Source organism: Pseudomonas sp. GW821-FHT09C10, assembly GCF_059418085.1.
Map to the genome: position 1 here is coordinate 1 of NZ_JBWKPE010000018.1, position 19867 is coordinate 19867.

Annotated in this window: 19 protein-coding genes; 9 read left to right on the top strand and 10 right to left on the bottom strand. The window is 63.1% G+C overall.

Going from position 1 to position 19867, the window contains the following annotated elements:
• Nucleotides 1-289 precede the first annotated feature (289 nt).
• The 7 genes from AC07OT_RS27150 to AC07OT_RS27180 form a co-directional block, all read right to left on the bottom strand.
• A complete protein-coding gene (locus AC07OT_RS27150; RefSeq protein WP_495109518.1) occupies nt 290-1234 on the bottom strand; it encodes a D-isomer specific 2-hydroxyacid dehydrogenase family protein in 945 nt (314 codons plus the stop codon).
• The gene (locus AC07OT_RS27155; RefSeq protein ID WP_495109519.1) at nt 1231-2400 is read right to left on the bottom strand and encodes an acyl-CoA dehydrogenase family protein; all 1170 of its coding nucleotides are present in this window, start codon (nt 2398-2400) and stop codon (nt 1231-1233) included. Before AC07OT_RS27155 ends, AC07OT_RS27150 begins: the two co-directional genes overlap by 4 nt.
• A gap of 39 nt (nt 2401-2439) precedes the next feature.
• Nucleotides 2440-3123 (bottom strand): peroxiredoxin-like family protein, encoded by a 684-nt coding sequence (locus AC07OT_RS27160; protein ID WP_495109520.1) that lies wholly within the window; start codon nt 3121-3123, stop codon nt 2440-2442.
• On the bottom strand, nt 3120-4484 hold the full coding sequence (locus AC07OT_RS27165; protein ID WP_495102402.1) for an LLM class flavin-dependent oxidoreductase: 1365 nt from the start codon (nt 4482-4484) through the stop codon (nt 3120-3122). Before AC07OT_RS27165 ends, AC07OT_RS27160 begins: the two co-directional genes overlap by 4 nt.
• 11 nt (nt 4485-4495) lie before the next feature.
• Nucleotides 4496-5470, bottom strand: a complete 975-nt coding sequence (locus AC07OT_RS27170) for an ABC transporter substrate-binding protein (protein WP_146477979.1) — start codon at nt 5468-5470, stop codon at nt 4496-4498.
• A gap of 319 nt (nt 5471-5789) precedes the next feature.
• Complete coding sequence (locus AC07OT_RS27175) at nt 5790-7373, bottom strand: rhodanese-related sulfurtransferase (protein ID WP_495109521.1); 1584 nt, start codon at nt 7371-7373, stop codon at nt 5790-5792.
• Complete coding sequence (locus AC07OT_RS27180; RefSeq protein ID WP_115488250.1) at nt 7370-7981, bottom strand: cysteine dioxygenase family protein; 612 nt, start codon at nt 7979-7981, stop codon at nt 7370-7372. Before AC07OT_RS27180 ends, AC07OT_RS27175 begins: the two co-directional genes overlap by 4 nt.
• A 216-nt stretch (nt 7982-8197) precedes the next feature.
• On the opposite strand from AC07OT_RS27180, the gene AC07OT_RS27185 reads away from it, so the two are divergent.
• Both AC07OT_RS27185 and AC07OT_RS27190 read left to right on the top strand, forming a co-directional pair.
• Nucleotides 8198-9103, top strand: coding sequence for a LysR family transcriptional regulator (locus AC07OT_RS27185; protein ID WP_027608694.1), 906 nt, complete (start codon nt 8198-8200; stop codon nt 9101-9103).
• A gap of 164 nt (nt 9104-9267) precedes the next feature.
• Entirely contained in the window at nt 9268-10062 is a 795-nt protein-coding gene (locus AC07OT_RS27190) for a class II aldolase/adducin family protein (RefSeq protein ID WP_108572797.1), read from the top strand.
• Between the two features lie 130 nt (nt 10063-10192).
• Here AC07OT_RS27190 and AC07OT_RS27195 read toward each other — a convergent pair whose 3' ends face one another.
• Entirely contained in the window at nt 10193-11269 is a 1077-nt protein-coding gene (locus AC07OT_RS27195; protein WP_495109522.1) for an LLM class flavin-dependent oxidoreductase, read from the bottom strand.
• A gap of 296 nt (nt 11270-11565) precedes the next feature.
• Between AC07OT_RS27195 and AC07OT_RS27200 the strand changes: the two genes are divergently transcribed.
• Nucleotides 11566-12147 carry a phosphatase PAP2 family protein gene (locus AC07OT_RS27200; protein ID WP_495109586.1) on the top strand — a complete coding sequence of 194 codons (582 nt, stop codon included), beginning with the start codon at nt 11566-11568 and terminating at the stop codon, nt 12145-12147.
• Here the strand turns inward: AC07OT_RS27200 and AC07OT_RS27205 are convergent.
• Complete coding sequence (locus AC07OT_RS27205; protein ID WP_495109523.1) at nt 12099-12431, bottom strand: hypothetical protein; 333 nt, start codon at nt 12429-12431, stop codon at nt 12099-12101. The genes AC07OT_RS27200 and AC07OT_RS27205 overlap by 49 nt on opposite strands.
• Nucleotides 12428-12736, bottom strand: a complete 309-nt coding sequence (locus tag AC07OT_RS27210; protein ID WP_223841602.1) for a phosphomannomutase — start codon at nt 12734-12736, stop codon at nt 12428-12430. Before AC07OT_RS27210 ends, AC07OT_RS27205 begins: the two co-directional genes overlap by 4 nt.
• Nucleotides 12737-12966: 230 nt before the next feature.
• On the opposite strand from AC07OT_RS27210, the gene AC07OT_RS27215 reads away from it, so the two are divergent.
• The 6 genes from AC07OT_RS27215 to AC07OT_RS27240 are packed head-to-tail and all read left to right on the top strand — an operon-like array spanning nt 12967 to nt 19866.
• Nucleotides 12967-13407 (top strand): low molecular weight protein-tyrosine-phosphatase, encoded by a 441-nt coding sequence (locus AC07OT_RS27215; protein ID WP_027608688.1) that lies wholly within the window; start codon nt 12967-12969, stop codon nt 13405-13407.
• A gap of 40 nt (nt 13408-13447) precedes the next feature.
• Nucleotides 13448-15667: a polysaccharide biosynthesis tyrosine autokinase gene (locus AC07OT_RS27220; protein WP_495109524.1), complete on the top strand. Its 2220-nt coding sequence runs from the start codon at nt 13448-13450 to the stop codon at nt 15665-15667.
• A 5-nt stretch (nt 15668-15672) separates the two neighbouring features.
• Entirely contained in the window at nt 15673-16986 is a 1314-nt protein-coding gene (locus tag AC07OT_RS27225) for a lipopolysaccharide biosynthesis protein (RefSeq protein ID WP_115488245.1), read from the top strand.
• Nucleotides 16983-18158 carry an O-antigen ligase family protein gene (locus AC07OT_RS27230; RefSeq protein ID WP_141155237.1) on the top strand — a complete coding sequence of 392 codons (1176 nt, stop codon included), beginning with the start codon at nt 16983-16985 and terminating at the stop codon, nt 18156-18158. The genes AC07OT_RS27225 and AC07OT_RS27230 overlap by 4 nt, the downstream gene beginning before the upstream one ends.
• Nucleotides 18155-19318 (top strand): polysaccharide pyruvyl transferase family protein, encoded by a 1164-nt coding sequence (locus AC07OT_RS27235; protein ID WP_495109525.1) that lies wholly within the window; start codon nt 18155-18157, stop codon nt 19316-19318. Before AC07OT_RS27230 ends, AC07OT_RS27235 begins: the two co-directional genes overlap by 4 nt.
• A complete protein-coding gene (locus AC07OT_RS27240; RefSeq protein WP_027608684.1) occupies nt 19315-19866 on the top strand; it encodes an LbetaH domain-containing protein in 552 nt (183 codons plus the stop codon). Before AC07OT_RS27235 ends, AC07OT_RS27240 begins: the two co-directional genes overlap by 4 nt.
• Nucleotide 19867: the final 1 nt, after the last annotated feature.

Below are 19867 nucleotides of genomic sequence, written 5' to 3' on the forward strand. Positions count from 1 at the left end.
GGGTAACCCGGCAGGACGCCGGGTTAGCCGTCCTGGGCCAGGGATGGCCCATGACGGCGGCCCACGGATTCAAGCCTGCGTTCGGGCATACCGAGCCTAGGCGAGGTACCGAGTGGTGGGGCAAGAGCCCTTTGGTTACTTTGGGGCTTTTCCAAAGTGACCCGCCGTAAGGGCGGAACCAATAGCGGCCGTTACCGCAGCAACGGATATGTACTCACCCAAACCCCAAAAAGCGGTCGGCCCGAAGGCCGCCACGGGAGCAAGCTCCCTCCCACATTTTTGAACAGCGTCAGGCGTTAGCCAGATTCGCCAGTTCGATCCCTGAAACGTAGCGCTCCAGATTCGCCAAGAACGTATCGGCAATCTCGTTGCGGCTATTGGTCGAAATCGCTGACGTGTGCGGCGACAACCGTACCCGTGGGTGGCTGTACAGCGGGTGCCCGTCCGGCAAGGGCTCCGGCTCGGTCACGTCAAGCGATGCCAGGCCGATCTGGCCGTTATCCAGGGCCTCCAGCAACGCCTCCTGATCGAGCAGGCCCCCACGTGCGATGTTGATCAGGTGCAGGCCCGGCCTGGCGCTGCCCAGCACATCGCGGTTGATGATATGCCGCGTGGCGTCGGTCAGTGGCGCGGCCACCACCAGGTGGTCGGCGCGGGCGAACAGGTCGTGGATGTCCTGGGCGGCGTCCACGCCGGCGCCGAACGGTGCCTGGCTCTGACGCAGCGCGACCACCTTGATGCCCAGGCCCAGGGCTTTTTGCGCCAGGCTTTCACCAATCGCGCCAAAGCCAAGGATGCCCAGGGTGGTGCCCTTGAGGGGGCGCAGGGCGGTGAAGTTCCATTGCGAGTCCTTCACCCAGATGTCCGGCAAATGCTTGGAGGCGGCAAAGATCGCTGCCAGGGCGAACTCGGCCAGGTTGTCGGCGGCGCTGCCTCGGGAAGTGGTCACCGGCGGACCGTTGAACAGCCATTGCGGGTAGAAGTCGATGCCCGATGAGACCAGGTGCACCCATTGCGCGCCGTAGGGCCAGCCCGGTGGCGGGGTGTCCGGGGCAGTGTAGCCGCGCACGTTGATCGGGCGCAGCAGCAGGATATTCGCCTGGGGCGGCAGGTCGCTTGGCACGCCTGCCGGCACGCCGATCACCTGGGCTCCGGGGTGGATCGCAGTGAGGCGTGTGCGGATCACGTCGTTGTAGTCTTCGTCCAACTGGCTGGCAATAATCACCTGGCTCATGTGCGCTCCTTCTGGCGTTGGGCGAACACGGCTTTACCCACGCCCTGCAGCACCGCATCGTTCTGCGGGGTATGCACACGACTGCACAGCACATCGCGGTAGTGGCGTTGCAGCGGGCTATGGCGTGACAGGCCGGGGTTGCCGGAGGCCTCGATGGCCAGCTCCACGGCGCGGATGGCGTTGTGGGTGACCAGGTACTTCAACTGCGCGGCATTGGCGGCCGGGGTGTGGCCGTCGGCGGCGGCGTCGAGCAGGCTGCGGTTGGCGAACAGCAGGGTGTCGATATGGCCGACGGTTTCCTGGAAACGCGGCAGTGTCGACAACGCCGCACCGAGATTCGATGGCTGGCGCTCTTCCAGCCAGTTCACCAGCCAGTCCCGCGCAGCCTGGGCCACGGCGTCATACACCGAGGACAGCAGCACCGACATCCACAGGAAACCCTCGGCATCCAGTTCCGGTTGCGGCGCGCTCCAGGGGCTGACGCTGACGGCGTGGTCCAGTGGCACCAGTACATTGTCGAGCACCACTTCATGGCTACAGGTGGCGCGCATGCCGAGGTGGTCCCAGGTGTCGATGATGCTTACGCCGGGGCTGTCCTTGGGCACCAGCCAGGCGCCCACCAGCGGGTCGGCGTCATCGCTGCGCGCCCATACGCTGAACCAGCTCAGGCCATGGCTGCCGGTGGAGTAGATCTTGCGCCCGCTGATGCGCCAGCCCTCGGCAGTGCGCACGGCAGTCGTCGCCGGCAGTCCGCCACGGGCCGGGGTGCCGAGGTCGGGTTCGACGCGCAGGGCATTGATCAATGCACCGTTGCGCACCGCATCCTCGGCCACTTGGGTACGTAGGTGGGGCGGCCAGGTCTTGCTGTCTTGCAGGCGCGTGTGTTGCAGGTACTGCATCACCAGGATCAGTGCGGTGGACGGTTCGCCCTTGGCAATCGCACTGATCGCTTTGCGCGCCTGGGGCAGACTGGCTCCACCGCCGCCGAGGGCCTTGGGCACGGTGAGGGCGACCAGGCCGTGGTCGTGCAGCCGCTGGAAGTTGGCATGGGGGAAGGCGCCGCTCTCGTCATACAGGTGCGCGGTGCCGGCCAGCTCGGCGCTGAGGCGCTCGAGCAGGGCCTCGAAGTTGGCGACCTCCACGGAGCGTAGAGACGGTTGGGTCATGAGAATGTACTCGGTCAAAATGTGGGAGGGGCGGTGGGCCTAGATGGCGATGCGTACAGGCTGTTGGCCCAACAAGCGCTCCACCACCTGCACCACCGGCTCGGCTTCGGTACGCACCAGCCAGTCCGGGCTGACGTCCACGAACACCACCGTGCCGTCCTGGGCAATCACCACCACGGTCGGTTGCGGCAACTCCCAGGTCCCCGTCCCGGTGGTTTCGCCGATGTGATTGCCCTTGGCCAGGGCTGCATTGCGCGAGGCTTCGTCGAAGCTGTAGAGGATGCCCAGGCGGCGACCGAGGTGGTTGCCCGGGTCGCTGGCCACCAGAAATTGCAGGGCGTGGCGGCTCTTGATCTCAACCAGCCGTTCAGGCACTTGCGGGCTCACCGCGACCAGAGGCACGCCCAGTTCGCGCAGGCGTGGGTAGAGTTGGCGTTCGTAATAGGGCAGGGCGATATTGCACGCCGGGCAGCCGGCAAAGCGGAAGAAGATCAGCACCGCCGGGCCGTCGGCCAGCAGCCGTTCGCGGGTCAGTTCGCCGCCTTCCACATTGAGCAGGGTGAAGGGGTCCAGTTCATCGCCGAGCTGCACGTAGTCGTCTACCCGTGCTTCATCCACCAGGCGCTGGCGCTGGTCGATATTGACCTGCAACGCCGCCGGTGCCCAGGTCGCTACACGCTCGGCGTGCAGCGCCGCCAACTGACGGTTGAGGGACTCGCTCATGCCAGCGCCTCCTGTTGCGTTTCGACCTCGGCGGTGACGCTGTAACGGTTGGCCGGCACGTCCAGGCCGAGGTTGTCGCGCAGGGTGTGCCCCGCGTATTCGCTACGGAACAGGCCGCGCTGTTGCAGCACCGGTACCACCAGTTCGGTGAAGTACTGCAAGCCGTCCGGCAGCACCGAGTTGATGATGAAACCATCGCTGGCCCCGCGCTCGAACCAGGTCTGGATCGCGTCGGCGACTTGCTCCGGGGTGCCGACAAAATCACGCTTGGGCCGCGAGAAGCGCAGCGCCACTTCGCGCAGGGTCAGGCCTTCGTCCCTGGCCAGTTGCTTGATGCGGTCGGAGCCGCCTTTCTGGCTGTTGGCGCCCAGGTCGCCGAGTTCCGGGAAGGGCGCGTCCAGCGGGTACTGGCTGAAGTCATGGTCGTTGAACGGGCGGCCGAGGGCGACGATGGCGTCTTCCACGGTGACCAGCTCCACCGCCTGCTGATAGCGGCTTTCCACTTCGGCCTCGTCGCGGCCGACAATCGGGCGGATGCCCGGCAGGATCGACAGGCTGTCGGCGTCGCGGCCAAAGCCTTTGGCGCGGCGCTTGAGGTCCTGGGTGTAGGCCAGGCCTTCTTCGATGCTTTCCACATGCACGAAGATGGCGTCGGCGTTCTGCGCCGCAAAGTTACGCCCATCTTCGGAGGTGCCCGCCTGGAAAATCACCGGCTGGCCCTGGCGCGAGCGCGCAATGTTCAGCGGGCCTTTGACCGAGAAAAACTCGCCTTTGTGGTTCAGCGCATGCAGCTTGCCCGGGGTAAAGAATTCGCCGCTTTGCTTGTTGTAGGCAAAGGCGTCGTCTTCCCAGGAATCCCACAAGCCCTTGACCGTGTTCAGGTGTTCCTTGGCGATGCGGTAGCGCACGGCGTGGGGTGGGTGCTCGGCTTTACCGAAGTTGTCGGCGGTGCCGCTGAGCCACGAGGTCACCACGTTCCAGCCGGCGCGCCCGCCGCTGATATGGTCCAGGGACGCGAACTGGCGCGCCACCTGGTAGGGCTCGGTGTAGCTGACGGTCACGGTGGCCACCAGGCCGATATGCGTGGTCAACGCGGCCAGGGCCGAGAGGATGGTCAGCGGTTCGAAACGGTTGAGGTAATGCGGGCTGGACTTGGCGTGGATGTGCAGGCTGTCGGCGATGAACACGAAGTCGAACTTGGCCGCTTCGGCGAGTTCGGTCTGCTGTTTGTAGAAGCCGAAATTCGTACTGGCATTCGGTTGCGCCTGCGGATGGCGCCATTCGCCCCAGCCGTGTCCGACACCGTGGACCATGGCGCCCAATTTCAAATGACGGGGTTTCAATGGATGTGGCGTGCTCATGTTCTGCTCCTTCAGCGTGATGCTTGGTTGTTGGGGGCGCGCTTGGCGTTAAAGCTCGTGTCGAAGCCCTGGGACACGTCGATGTGCCGGGGCAGCAGGCCTTCTTGCTGGTAGGTGTCGGCGGTGGCCTGCAGGCCACTGATCACGCTGTCGTCAATCAGCACCGGGCTCAGGCGGGTTTCCTTGGCCACGGCCACATGCACGGCCAGCGGCAGCCCGGTGATTTTGGCCTGGGCGGCGGCGTACTCGTCGGGGTGGGTATTGGCCCAGGCGTAGGCGCGGTCGACGCGGGCGACAAAATCGTCCAGCTGCGTGCGCTTGTCGGCGATGGCCTGGCGGGTGGCGGCGAGGTACAGGTGGTTGCTCAACAGCGTGTTGCCGCTGGCCAGGATCCGCGCCTGGCTTTGGGACGTGACGACGGTGGTGTAGGGGTCCCAGGTCGACCAGGCGTCGACGGTGCCGTTATCCAGCACCAGGCGCGACTCGCTGGGCAGCAGGAAAATGAACTGCACATCCTTAGTGGTCAGGCCGGCCGTGGCCAGGGCCTTGATCGCCAGGTAGTGGCCGATGGAGCCGCGGCCGGTGACGATTTTCTTGCCCTTGAGGTCGGCCACCGTCTTGATCGGCGAATCCTTGGGCACCAGCAGGGCGGTGGTGTTACGCCCTTCGGCGTGGATGATGCTGACCACCTTGAGCGAGGCGCCGGCGCCAAGGGCAAACACGTAGGGCGCATCGCCCAGGGCACCGATATCCACGGCACCGGCATTCAAGGCTTCGCCCAGGGGCGAGGCGGACGGGAATTCCGACCACTGGATTTCATAGGGCACGTTTTTCGTTTCGCCGGAGACTTCCAGCAGCGTCTTGATCGTCGATTTCTGATTGGCCACCCGCAGCGGTTGCAGGTCGGCGGCGTGGGCGCCGGTGGCCAGGCCAAGGGCCAGGGCGGTGCCCAGGAGCAGGCGTTTGAACGGAGTGAAAAAGACCATGGGATGCAGGCTCCAGGCAGATCGAAAAAGGGTTCGGCTACCTCCGCCTGGAGAAGGGGTCGGTGAGGAGTTCACGTTATGCCCATAAAAACCTGCTGTGAAGGTCTTTTTGGTTATATGGTAATTATTAAAATAATTGATTATCTGTGAATTGATTATTCTTTAATTTTATTTATTGGTATTGGAGTAGATGCGGCCCATGTGGGAGGGGGCTTGCCCCCGATTGCGGTTTATCAGTATCAGATGTACTGACTGACACACCTCAATCGGGGGCAAGCCCCCTCCCACAGAGATCTGTGCTGGACCTGCAAAAAAGTGATCAGATCACATAGAACCCATGGGTCCCATCACGGGCCAGTTGCTCCACCAGACCGAACTCCCAATCCAGATAAGCCTGCATGGCCTCCCTGGGGTTGTCGGTGCCTTCGTACGGCCGGCGGTAGCGGTCGATGCGTGGCGAGGCCAGGTGGGTTTCGCCTTCTTCCAGCGGCAGTTGCGCGTTGATCCAGGCGGCGGTGCCGTCTTGCAGCAGGAACACTTGCTTGCCGGTGATCGCTTCGACTTCAGCCACCGCCAGGCGCGCCAGTTGGCTGCTGCCGCAGGTCAGCACATAACGCTGGGCGGCGGGTACCTTGGCCAGGGCCTCGGGCAGTTGCGCGCGCAACACCCACCAGGCACCGGGTATATGGCGCTTGACGTAGTTGGCGCTGGCGGTGAAATCCAGCACCACGGTGTCGCCATGGGTGAGCCATTCGGCGAGGGTGTGCGGGCTGATCAGTTCGGCCTGGGGCGGCGCGGGCACCGGGGCGACCCAGGCGCCTTTCGCGCTGAAATGCGCTGCCTGCAGGTCATCCAGCACATGCACCTCCCAGCCCAGTTGGGCCAGCCAGGACGCAGACATATTCGCCCGCACGCCATCGTCGTCCACCAGGACCAGGCGTGCCCCGCGCACGCTGGCGACATGGTCGGTTTCCTGTACCAGCTGGCCGCCCGGTGTGGAGCGTGCGCCGGGCAGGTGGCCAGCTTCGAATTCTTCCGGGGTGCGCACATCGAACAGGTAGGTGGTGCGCGCAGCGTCTTGCTGCCAGGCTTGCAGGTCGGCCAGGGTGGCGCGGCCGACGCGGGCCTTGTCGGCGACACGGCGGGCATCGACGGCGGCGATCTGGCGGTGTTCTTCCGACGTCGGGGCAAAGCGCCGCGACTGGCCGTGGGCGAGTTTCTGCCCGGCGAGGGTCCAGCCGATGGTGCCGTTGCGCAGCGCAGACACCGGGTTGGCCACGCCGGCATTGATCAGCGACTGGGTACCGATAATGCTGCGGGTACGCCCGGCGCAGTTGACGATGATGCGGGTGGCCGGGTCGGGCGCCAGTTCGCGCGCCCGCAACACCAACTCGGCACCGGGTACGCTGATGCCGGTGGGGATGCTCATGGTTTGGTATTCGTCGAAACGGCGGGCGTCGAGCACCACCACATCGGCCTGGCTGTCGAGCAGCGCCTGCACTTCTTCAGCGGCGAGGGACGGCGTGTGGCGCTCGCTTTCCACCAGCTCGCCAAAGGCCTTGCTCGGCACGTTCACATCGATAAACAGCTCGCCACCGGCCTGGCGCCAACCGTCCAGGCCACCTTCCAGCAGGCTGACCTGGGTGTAGCCCAGCGCAACCAGGCGTTCGGCGGCACGGGCGGCCAGGCCTTCACCGTTGTCGTAGACGGTGACCTGCGTATCGCGGCGTGGAATGCGCGAATACACCTCCAGTTCCAGCTTGGACAGCGGGATATTCGCCGCGAACAGCGGGTGGGATTCGGCAAACGGCGCTTCTTCGCGCACGTCCACCAGGGCGACTTCTTCACGGTCCAACAGGGCCTGGCGAATCCGGGCAAAGCTACGGGTCGATACGGTGGTCATAGGGCAGGGCTCTTTTCTTTGGACAAATCCCAGATATTCGGGAGGAAGGCATTGGAATAACCGGAGATAAACAGTTTCTCGCTGCCGTCGGGCTGGTACACCGCACGGCGCACCGCGCCGATATTGGCGCCGTACACATGAATGCTGATCGACACCTGGTCGCTGTGGGCATTGCTCACCTGGTGGATGTCGCCGACCTTGGGCGACACCGCTTCGACCTGGCCCGGCACCAGTTGAATCGGCTGGCCTTCGGCAACCAGGCTGCCGTCGGGTGCGCGTTGGAAGCCTTGGGAGAACTCTGCGCCGCGCAACATGCCGATCAGCCCCCACACCCGATGGTCGTGGATCGGCGTGCGTTGCCCCGGCCCCCAGACAAAGCTGACGATGCTGAAACGCTGGCGCGAATCGGCATGCAGCAAAAACTGCTGGTAGCGCTCGGGGTCGGGTTGGGCAAATTCATCGGGGAGCCAATCGTCATGGCTGACCAGTTGCGCCAGCAGCTTGCCGCCACGGTGCAACAGGTCGCCTTCCCGTGGGTTGCCGTCGATCAATTCCGCCAGGGCGCCTATGAAGGCTCTGAGTCTCTCGGGGTGTCGGGCCTGGGTCATGGCACTTCCATCGTGTGGTCGCAGGGATGGGGTTATCTAAGCATAATGTTTATGGTTAATATGCTATTTTTTAATGATTAGCTTATAGCTGAAGGTAATTTAGAACCGGTCTGAATAGCGTTAGACGTTATCGATTGCAGCGCGGGCTATTCACGCCACGTTCCTGCAACTATGCTTCACACACATCTTAATGACTGTTCTCTATGTGCGGCCCAAATGAAAATTGACGATATCGATGCCTTTGTCGAAGTGATTCGTTGCCAGTCCATCAGCCATGCCGCCGAGTCGTTGCAATTGACCCAGCCGGCCATTACCCGCCGCGTGCAGAACTTCGAGCAGGCGCTGGGCGTGGAGCTGTTCGACCGCAACACCAAACCCCTCAAGCCGACATTGATCGGCACCCGCGTCTATGAGCAGTGCCGGCTGATCCTGCGCGAGATGGATGCCCTGCGCGAGCTGGTGGCCACCGACGCACCGCCCACCGGCCTGCTGCGCCTGGGGGTGCCGCAGACCATCGGCGACGTGGTGCTGCTGGACGCGCTCAAGCACCTGCGCAGCGAATACCCCGACTTGCGTGCCCAGGTCGCCACCGGCTGGGGCAGCCAGTTGGTGGGCAAGATCGAACGCGGCGAACTGGATGCGGCGGCGGCGCTGTTCCCGGCAGGCAAGATCTTCCCGGACAACATCGTCGGCGAGTCCATCGGCAAGATGGAACTGGTGGTGGTCTGCGCCAAGGCCCAACTGCCGAAAAAGCCGTGCAAGCTGGCCGATGTGTACCAGAATGGCTGGGTCCTCAACCCGGACGGCTGCGGCTTCCGCGCCGGCTTGCAGCGCACCTTGTCCGATCAGGGCCTGGCCCTGCGGGTCAACCTGGAGACCTTCGGCACCGAACTGCAACTGGGCCTGGTGGCCGACGGCCTGGGCTTGGGCCTGGTGCCACGGCCGTTGCTGGAACGCAGTGCGCACCGTGAGCAGCTGGCGGTGATGCCGCTCAAGGATTTCAAGCCGGTGATGGATCTGTGGCTGATCTATCCGCACTTCCTGGGCAACCTGCAGGGGCCGGTGGATGCATTTGGCAAGCGGGTGGCGGCGTCGTTGCATAAAGTCCGCGACGCAGCCTGATCCATGTGGGAGGGGGCAAGCCTGCTCCCATTTGCCTTGTGCTGTTGCTGAGGGTTATATGAAAAAAAATAATAATTAGCTTAGATTAAAATGTGCTTTTTATTATTTTTGACCATCCCCTAGGCTTGCCTGGAAGTCCTTAAGGCCATCCAGGAAGTTTTGCCATGAGCAGCGTCACCTCGATCACCAACCTCACCAGCAATGTTCGCCAGCGCGTTACCCCGCAAGAGTGGGAGGTGCGCGTCAAACTGGCCGCCGCTTATCGCCTGGCCGCCTTGTACAAGTGGACCGACCACATCTATACCCATTTCTCCGCCCGTGTACCGGGGCCGGAGGAGCATTTCCTGATCAACGCCTTCGGGTTGTTGTTCGATGAAATCAGCGCATCCAACCTGGTCAAGGTCGACCTCGACGGCACTATCGTCGATGACCCTACCGGCCTGGGCATCAACTACGCCGGTTATGTGATCCACAGCGCGATCCACGGCGCACGCCATGACCTGCAGGCGGTGCTGCACACCCACACCCGCGACGGCATTGCGGTGTCGGCGCAGAAAGACGGCCTGCTGCCGATCTCCCAGCATTCCATTGGTTTTTCCGGGCGCGTGGCGTACCACGGATATGAAGGCGTGGCCCTCGACCTGGACGAACGCGAGCGGCTGGTGGCGGACCTGGGCGACAAGAGCGTGATGATCCTGCGTAACCATGGCTTGTTGACCGCCGGCGTCAGCGTTGAACATGCGTTTGCGCAGCTGCAACAGTTGGAGCGCGCGTGCAATATCCAGGTGGCGGCGCAGGCGGCGGGGAATGCGGAGTTGATCTTCCCGCCGGCCGAAGTGGTGGCGAAAGTCGAACAACAGGCCAAGGTGTTTGCCAGTGGCGAAGGACCGGGGGTGGCGCGGCATTGGAATGCGCTGATTCGGCAGTTGGAGCGCAACGATACCGATTACAAGAACTGATGCCGGGCCAGATGAAGATCAAAATGTGGGAGGGGGCTTGCCCCCGATGGCGGTGGATCAGTCAATTATCTTTGACTGACACTCTGCCATCGGGGGCAAGCCTCTCCCATACGGGGTTTGTGGTGTTTGGTCAGGCGACTTTCTGCTCGCGTTCAGCAATCAACTGCCGGGTGAGGGGGATCAACCGCTTGCCATAGTCGATCGCATCATTGAGCGGATCAAACCCACGGATCAGGAAGGTGGTGATGCCGAGGTCGTAATAATCGACCAATGCCTCTGCCACCTGTTCGGCGGTCCCCACCAACGAGGTGGAATTCCCCTGCGCCCCCAGCAACCCGGCAATCCCCGTCCACAAACGCTTGTCCAGCCGCGAGCCCTGTGCCGCCGCCGCCAGCAGCCGGCGCGAGCCTTCATTCGGCGGTTCACGCCGCACAAAGCCATTCTTCTCGGCCAACTCGGTGGCCTGTTGCAGGATGCTGTCGGCGCGCGCCCACGCGAGCTCTTCGGTCGCGGCCAGGATCGGTCGCAGCGACAGGCTGAAGCGAATCGTGCGCCCATGCCTGGCCGCTTCGGCGCGCACCTGGGTCACGATCTCGCGGACCTGCTCATAGGTTTCGCCCCACAGCGCGTACACATCGGCATGCTTGCCCGCCACTTCAATCGCGGCCTTGGACGATCCGCCAAAGTACAGCGGGATATGGGGCTGCTGCGGCGACTTCACCGCGGAGTGTGCGCCTTCGACCTGGTAGTAGGTGCCGGCAAAGTCGAAGGGCTGATCGCTGGTCCATTCCTGGCGGACCACGCTCAGGTATTCATCGGTGCGCGCATAGCGTTCGTCCTTGCCGATATGGCTGCCATCGGCGCGCAGTTCGCGGTCGTCGCCGCCGGTGATGATATGCACGGCGGTGCGCCCGCCATTGAACACATCGAGGGTGGCGAACTGGCGGGCGGCCAGGGTCGGTTGGGCGAAGCCCGGACGGTGGGCAATCAGGAACTGCAGTTTTTTCGTCACGCTGGCGGCATGGGCGGCGATCAGCGTGCTGTCCGGGCTGTTGGAATGGAACGCCACCAGCGCGCGGTCGAAACCGGCTTCTTCGTGGGCACGGGCCACGGTTTCCACGTAGTCCGGTTGCAGGGTAGGGCCGCTGCGTGGGTGGATCTCGGAAGCGTGGTGACCGCCGATATAGCCGATGAATTCAATGCTCATGGTCTGTCCTTGTCGAGTAGGGGTGAATACCTCCGCCGGGCAGGGGGTCGGTCATGCTCGTCCACGGTAGGGGCCGCGACAGCCTGTGTAAAATGCCGTTTGGTTCTAACCTAATTATTAAAATATAGAATCATATTTAGGTGTTGTGATCAGTAAATTGCATTTTGAGCGCGTTGCTGACCCTAGATAACGTTGTGTTTTTGCCGGGCCTGAGGTCTGATGAGCGCCGAAAATGGCATGTCGAAGGTTAAGCAGTGATGCGGGCAGAACTTGCGCAATATGGCGGCATTACCGTCATGATTCCGGCCGCACTGGTGATTGCTGTCTGGTTAAGGTATTCCACGCCGTGGGCATTGCGGGCCTGGATAATAACCGTAGGTACGACTTATTCGATTGTGGCGGCCAGCAAGTTGCTGTTTAAAGGCTGGGGCTTATCGTCTCAGCACTTGGATATTGCTGTAATAAGTGGCCATGCCATGAACACCTGTTTGATGGTCACGGTGGCAACGAGTTTGCTGGCTCGCCAGTTCAACCTGGCCTGGCGCTGGCCGGCGGCGTTGGTGGGGTTAGTGATAAGTATCGGGTTCAGTGCTTATTGTGTTGCGCCTTATATACATCCGCTGAATGAAGCCCTGGCCGGTGCCGCACTGGGTGCGACAGCGGCCATTGTCTTTCTGTGGCGTATCGATGCCGCGCCCATCAAGGTATCCCCCGTGTTCATCGGCGGCGGGCTGGTGTTTTTGCTGGTCTGTGGGCTGGTGCCCAAGTACAACGCGGAGTGGCTGCTCAACCGCGTCGCAGTGACCCTCTCAGGTGCCGACCAGGCCCATCAGGAGCCTGCCTGGCGCCTGGAAACCGCGCACAGGAAGGCCGAGTAGGTCGCCAGGTCCAGCGCCAGGTTGCTTTCCACCATCAGCGCCAGCAAGGTCGTCTGCGCGTTGAAGCGTCGCGCATTGCCCCGGCGCCGCGCGCGTTTCATCTGCTGGAACAGCGCATGGGTGATCTGCTGGGGGGAGCTGCCGCGCAACAGGTCCAGCCAATGGCCGATGGCCCGGGTGTTGCGCTGGTACTGCGCGCCCTGCACCGGTTCGGCAAACCCCTCGAACATCCCCGTCAGTCTGCGCAACGCATAGTCGCGTCTCAAGCCCGCCCACAGGCTCATGGCCGCTCCTCGGTGCCGCAGATATTGGCCAGCAGTTCGGCCGTCTTGACCTGCATGAACTGGCTATCGCCGCGACTTTCCACGCACAGGCATACCGACAACGGGTCACTGACCTGCAACTTGAAGCGCCAGTCGGCGAACACCATGGAAAACCCGGCACCGGACGCGTCGCTGTCCAGTGAGTTATCGGCATACAACACCTGCAGGCGTTCGACGACATGGGATGAATCATGCACTTCCACTTGAATATTTCCCGAAGAAGGAAATAGGCCAATACGCTCTACCAATAACTTTGACGTGTTCATGGCCGTCCCCTATCTGGTGCATTCAAATCGCACTTTATTATGGGACGGTGAAAAAATACCGGAATGTTAGTTTTAGTCGGTTAATGCCGGTGTTGTTATTTTTTGTCTTGCGCGATAGATGGTCTCGGTTTGTAGGCTGTGGTCATAATTAGTCGGTCGTTAGTTGCAACTCATTAAATAAGGTCGTCCCTTTTGCCGAAGAATAAGTGTGCGGTGCGTGGGAGGTTGCCTTGTTCAAAAAGATATTGATTGTGTGCATCGGCAACATCTGCCGCAGCCCCACGGCGGAACACTTGCTGGGGGCCGCACTGACGTCCTCCGGAATCACGGTGAGTTCGGCGGGCTTGGCGGCGTTGCGTGACCATCCGCTGGAACCGACGGCCGGGCAAGTGCTGCAGGAGCATGGGCACGTTCCCCGGGCACACAAGGCGCGGCAACTCAGCGTTGAAGCCGTGAGTGAGGCCGACCTGATCCTGGTGATGGAACAACGGCACATCGACGGCGTGCTCGACCTCGCTCCCGAGGCGCGGGGCAAGGTCTTCCTGTTGGGCAAGTGGCAGCACGATCGCGAGATCACCGACCCCTATCGCCAGGGCAAGCCCGCCTTTGTGCAGGCCTATGCCTTGATCGAACAGGCCGCACAGGCCTGGGCCCAGCGCCTGGCGCGCTGACGCTCCTCTTTAAACGATTGCAAGGACGAAGACGCGATTTATGTATTCACCCCAGAACGCTTCCCCTGAAAGCCCTCACCGTGACGAGATCGATGTGCTCGGCATGCTTGGCACCCTGATCGATCACAAATGGCTGATCGCCGGGATCACCGGCACCTGCATGCTGATCGGTGCCGCCTACGCGATTCTGGCGGCGCCGGTGTTCCAGGCGAATGCATTGATCCAAGTGGAACCGAAGAAGAACGACATGCTCGGTTTCTCCGACGTCAGTAGCCTGCTGGGCAAGGAATCGCCGGCGGTGACCGAGATCGAGCTGATCAAGTCACGCACCATCATTGGCAAGACCGTCGATACCCTGGCGTTGGACATCACCATCACGCCGCAGCATTTTCCGTTGATCGGTGGCTTCCTCGCGCGGCGTTATGCGCCTGAACACAAGGGCGATATTGCGCCGCCGCTGTTCGGTTTCAGCCGCTGGTCGGCAGGGGGCGAGGCCCTGGCGCTGAGCAGTTTGAACCTGCCGACGGCGTTGCTCGGGACCACCCTGGTACTGGTGGCCGGCGAGGCCCAGGCCTACACGTTATTTGATGAGGACGGCGTCGAGATCGCCGCAGGAAGCGTCGGCGTGCCGTTTGCCGCCGACGGCGTCGAGGTGCTGGTCAAGGAGCTGCGGGCCAATCCGGGCGCGCATTTCAAGATCGTGCGCAAGCCGCGCCTGGACGCGGTGGCCGACTACCAGGACCTGCTCACCGTGATCGAACGCGGCAAGGAGTCGGGCATCATCAGCCTGTCCCTGGAGAGTACGCGCCCGGCCCTGGCGGTGCGGACGCTGAATGAAATCTCCAACCTGTATGTGAAGCAGAACGTCGACCGCACCTCGGCCGAGGCGGCGCAGAGCCTGTCGTTCCTCAATGACCAGTTGCCCCAGGTGCGTCGCGACCTGGAGAAGGCCGAGAACGCCTTGAACCGCTTCCAGACCCGCAGCAAATCCATCGACATCAGCCTCGAAGCCAAGGCCGTGCTCGACCAGGTGGTGGCCCTGGACACCGGCATCTCCGAACTCAAGCTGCAACAGGCCGAGATGGACCGCAAGTTCACGCCCCAGCACCCGGCTTATCGCGCCTTGATCGCCAAGCTGGCGGAACTCAATGCCAAGCAGGCGCAGATGACCAAGCGCGTCGAAGGCTTGCCCACGACCCAGCAGGAATTGCTCAGCCTGACCCGCGACGTGCAAGTGGGCACCGAGATCTACACCCAGTTGCTCAACCGCTCCCAGGAGCTCGACGTAATGCGCGCCGGCACCGTGGGCAACGTGCGTTTGATCGACAGTGCCGATGTCAACCTGGCCAAGCCTGTGGCGCCGCGCAAGGTCATCGTGGTGCTGCTGGCGATGCTGCTCGGCGGCATGCTCTCGGTGGGCATCGTACTGGTGCGCAGCCTGCTCAACCGTGGCCTGGAAAGCCCGGATGAGATCGAGAAACTCGGCCTGCCGGTGTACGCCTCGATCCCCTTCAGCCTGTTGCAGAAGGCCGAGGAAACCAACGCCGCCAAGGGCCGCTCCGGCGCACCGTCGCTGCTGGCGGTCAATCACCCCCATGACCTGGTGATGGAAGCCATGCGCAGCCTGCGCACCAGCCTGCACTTCGCCATGCTCGAGGCCAGGAACAACCGCCTGATGATCACCGGCCCGAGCCCCGAGGTGGGTAAGACGTTTGTCTCGGCCAACCTGGCGGCGATTGTCGCGCAGTCGGGCCAGCGCGTGCTGCTGATCGATGCCGACATGCGCAAGGGCTACTTGCACAAGATGCTCGGCAAGGCGGTGGAGGCGGGGTTGTCCGACCTGCTCGCCAAGCGCTGTGATCTGCAGGAAGCGATTCACCCGACTGCCGTGGAGCGCTTCGACTTTATCGGTCGTGGGCAGATTCCGCCTAACCCGTCGGAACTGCTGATGCACCCCAACTTCGCCGCGTTGCTGGCCGGCGTCAGCGAGCGCTATGACCTGGTGATCATCGACACGCCGCCCTTGCTGGCGGTGACCGATGCCGCGATTGTCGGGCGCCAGGCCGGCACCAGCCTGATGGTCACCCGTTTTGGCGTGAACTCGGCGAAGGAGATCGAATTGACCCTGCGCCGCTTCCATCAGAACGGCATCGAGCTCAAGGGTGCGATCTTCAATGGTGTGGAAAAACGCCGGTCCGCCAGCTACGGCTATGGCGACTACGGCTACTACAGCTACGCCTATCAGTCCGACAAGGCCTGATGACCATGAGCAAAGTGCTTGAAATGCCGCGCTCGTTGTCGCGACGGTTTCGCCTCAACGTGTTGAGCTACGGCTACACCCAACTGGTGACGCTGGCGGCGCAACTGGTGCTGGTGCCGTTCTTCCTGCACGCCTGGGGCACCGGGCGCTATGCCGATTGGCTGGTGCTCACCGGTATTCCGTCGATGCTCAGCCTGCTGGACCTGGGGGTGGCCCAGGCGTCGGCCACCAGCGCCACGCTGCGTGCGAGCCAGGGCGATGTGCCGGGGGCGCGGCGCAGTGTGCAGACCGCGCTGGCCTTTACCCTGGCGGTGGTCGCGCTGGTACTGGTATTCGCCCTGACCTTGGGCCAGTGGCTCGACTGGGTGTCATTGCTCGGGCTCAAGACACTGACACCCGAACAGGCCGGCCTGGTGGTGCTGTTCATGTCCGGCTACCTGTGCACGCGCTTGCTGGGTGGGCCGATCGACGCCTGGTTTCGCACCATCGACAGAACCGTCGGCGGCGTCTTCATCATGGCCAACCGCAGGACCCTGGACATTGTGCTGTCCATCGTCGTACTGCTGCTGGGTGGCTCCGAACTGCAATTGGCCCAGGGCATGTTTTTCAGCCAGGTGCTGTTCCTGGTGCTGGTGACCCTGTTTGTGCGGCGGATTTCACCCTGGCCGCTGCTGGGGCTGGCGTCGGCGTCCTGGGCCGAGTTCCGTGGTATCTGGAAACCGGCGCTGGGCAGCGCGGCGATCCCGCTGGCGCAGGCGATCACCCTGCAAGGCGGCCTGCAAGTGCTCAACCAGATCGCCGGCCCGGCGGTGGTGGTGGGTTACACCATGGCGCGCACCCTGATGCGCCTGATCATCCAGTTGGGCATCACCTGCAGCAACGCCCTGACCCCGGAGATCTCACGGCTGGCCGGGCGCGGCGAGTTCGAACAGGCACGACGCTTTACCCAGCGCGCCAGCTCCCTGGTACTGGGCCTGTGCCTGCTGGTATATGTCGCCGGGATCTGGGCCGGGCCGCAGGTCATCCTACTGTGGAGCCATGGCCTGGTGCAGGTCGATCGCCTGTCATTGGCGCTGATCGGCTCCCATACGATTTTGAATGTGGCCTGGTTCATCCTCGCGGCGATGCTGATTTCCACCAATCGCCACACCCTCACCTCAGTGATCTATGCCGTAAGCAGCGTGATGGCCTTGCTGCTGTGGCTGGCATGCAAGGAGCGCATCGATCCGCTGCTGGGCGCGTCGCTGTTGCTGTCGCTGCCGGAACTGGTGGTGTTGGTGTACCTGCGGGTGATTCGCGTGGGGGAGGTCGGCCCATGATGCTGTCCCAGGCGCGCCTGACCCTCTACTTGCCGCTGACGTTCTTCGCCTTGCCCCTGGCGCTGAGCAACAACCTCTCGCAACCGGTGGCGCTGCTGCTGTTGCTGCCGTTCGTGGTGTACGCGGCGCGCGGCTTTACCCGCGCGCTGCCATTGCTGGCGCTGGTGGTCGCGTCCAGTGTGTTGCAGGTATTGGTGAGCAGTGGGGCGAATATCTCGCTGTACCAGTTCCTGCGTTCCGGCATTCCGTTTTTCTATTTTGTGCTGCTGTTGGCCGGGTACAGCCATGTGTTGGCCAACGTGGAAAAAATCGCGCTGGCCCATAGCGTCAACTACCGGCGCATCCTCGAACGCATCATCTACATCTTCGCCCTTGGCCAGTTGCTGCAGGTCAGCCTGTATGGCGTGGGCATCGACCTCACCAACGCGGCGTCCAAGTCCAGCGACGAAGTCGGGCGGATCATGTTGTTCCCCACCAGCTCGGCGGTGCTGCTGTTTTTCTATGCCTGTTGCCAGCGCAGGGTCGGCTTGATGCTGATCCTCGCGGTCACGTTGCTGGCGGCCGGGTCCAAGACCATCCTCGCGGCGATGGCGGTGATGATCCTGTTGTCGGCGATTACCCAGCGCAAGCTCAAGTCGTTGGCGGTGCTGGTGGTGGCCATCGGCGCGCTGGGCACGCTGACGTTCTATGCCAGCCCCCTGGCGGTGTCGCGCTTTGCCACGTACCTGTTCGAGGAGAAGGGCGAGGACGTGACCCGTGCGTTCGAGATCGCCCATGCCAAGGAATCGTTTCTCGACAACCCGGCCACGGTGTTCCTGGGCAATGGCCTGGCCAAGCAATTGACCCCCGGCGTGCCCACCAATGACGAGCGCTGGTTCGAGAACTCCAAGTTCGATATCGAGAACGGCTACTGGGGCGTGACCGCGAAGCTGGGAGTGCTCGGCGTGGCGCTGTTTTGCCTGCTGTTCAGCGGTTTGCCGCGCAGCCCGGTATCCCTGGCCGTGGTGGCGATCCTGCTGATTTTCTCGTTCAAGACCAGCTACCAGTTCTTTACCACTTTCGATGGCAGCTACCTGCTGGTGTGGTCGATGTTCATCGGCCTGCTCAACAAGGCTGCGCCTGCACGCCAGGCGGTTTACCCCAATTACTTACTGAAACAGGCTGGATCATGAACGCACCTGCTAGCCCCATCAGGGCCGGGATACTGACGTACCACTTCAGCGAAAACTTCGGCGCGGTGCTTCAAGCCTATGCCTTGCAGCGCTGGTTGCAGCAACAGGGCTTGCAGGTAAGCCTGATCAACTACCACCCGGCTTACGTGGAGGATGGCAGCGAGATCCGCCAGCTGTTCAACCCGCGCCAGCTCAAGGCCAACCTCAAGGCCCTGTACCTCAAGACCCTGGCGTTGAAAACCCGGGTGCTGGGACCGAATGCCCAGTCGCGCCAGTTCGAGGCGTTCAAGATGCGCTTCCTGAATATCCAGGCGCCGCGCTACGCCCACGCCCACCAGCTCCACCAGGCGGTGGCCGGCCAGCAGTTGCTGGTGGCCGGCAGCGACCAGATCTGGAACCCCTCGGGCCAGACCGGCCTCGACCCGGCGTACTTCCTGGCCTTCGACTGCGACAAGGCGATCCGGCGCATCTCCTACGCCGCAAGTTTCGGCAAGGAATACCTGGAGCCGCAGTACCACGCCGAAGCCGAGGGCCTGCTCAAGCAACTGTCGGCGATCAGTGTGCGCGAGGAGAGCGGGGTGGGCATCGTGCAACAGGTCTCGGGGCTGGCTGCCCAGTGCGTGCCGGATCCGACGCTGCTGCACCGCGACTATTCGGCGCTGCTCGCCACGTCCACCCAGACCCGCACCGGCCACGTGTTCTGCTATGCGCTGCGCACCGGCGTGGGCGTGCGCGAAGTGGCCCAGGCGCTGTCGCGGCAGGTGGCCGGGCCGATTGTCTCGCCGTACAACGCGCACCGGCGCTGGCGGCAGATCGGCGAGACCGTGCAGGTGGGCCCGCAGGATTGGCTCAAGTTGCTCAAGGAGAGCGCCTACGTGGTGACCAACTCCTTCCACGCCACGGTGTTCGCGATCATTTTCGAGAAGCCGTTTATCGCCGTGGGGTTGCCGGGCAATAAGGCCTCGCTGAACGCCCGTGTGCGCAACCTGCTGGAGAAGCTGGAGCTGTCGCAACGCTTCCTGCCGGCAGACGATGCCGACCAGGTGCACGCCTTGATCGCGGCGCCCATCGACTGGGTGGCGGTGCGGGCCCGGCGCCAGGCCCTGCAACAGGTGGGCGAGCGCTACCTGTTGGAACAACTGGCGGCGATCCGGTCATGAGCGACTTCGCGCAACTCAAGTACGTCGACACCCTGCCGCGCAGCAACAAGGCGCGCCGGCTGTTGTGGGGCATCGTCTACCAGCTGCTGTTTCGTCCCACGCCGCGCTGGATGCTGCACAACTGGAGGCGTTGGTTGCTGCGCTGCTTTGGCGCCAAGGTCGGCGTGGGCTGCCGCATCGCGCCCACGTGCAGCATCTGGGCGCCGTGGAACCTGGAGATCGGCGACTACACCGCCATCGGCGATGGGGTCGATGTGTACGCCATGGCCAAAATCACCCTGGGCTCCAAAGTCACCATCAGCCAGCGCAGCTTCCTGTGCACCGGCAGCCACGACACCCGCAGCCTGCTGCGGCCCTTGGTGACCCGCGAGATTGTGATCAAGGACCACGTGTGGGTCGCCGCCGAGGCCTTTATCCACCCCGGTTGTGTGTTGGAGGAGGGCTGCGTGGTCGGCGCGCGTTCGGTGGTCACGGCCAGCCAGCCGGCCTGGATGATTTGCGTCGGTGCGCCGTGCCGCCCCCTCAAAACGAGAGACATCGCACTATGAA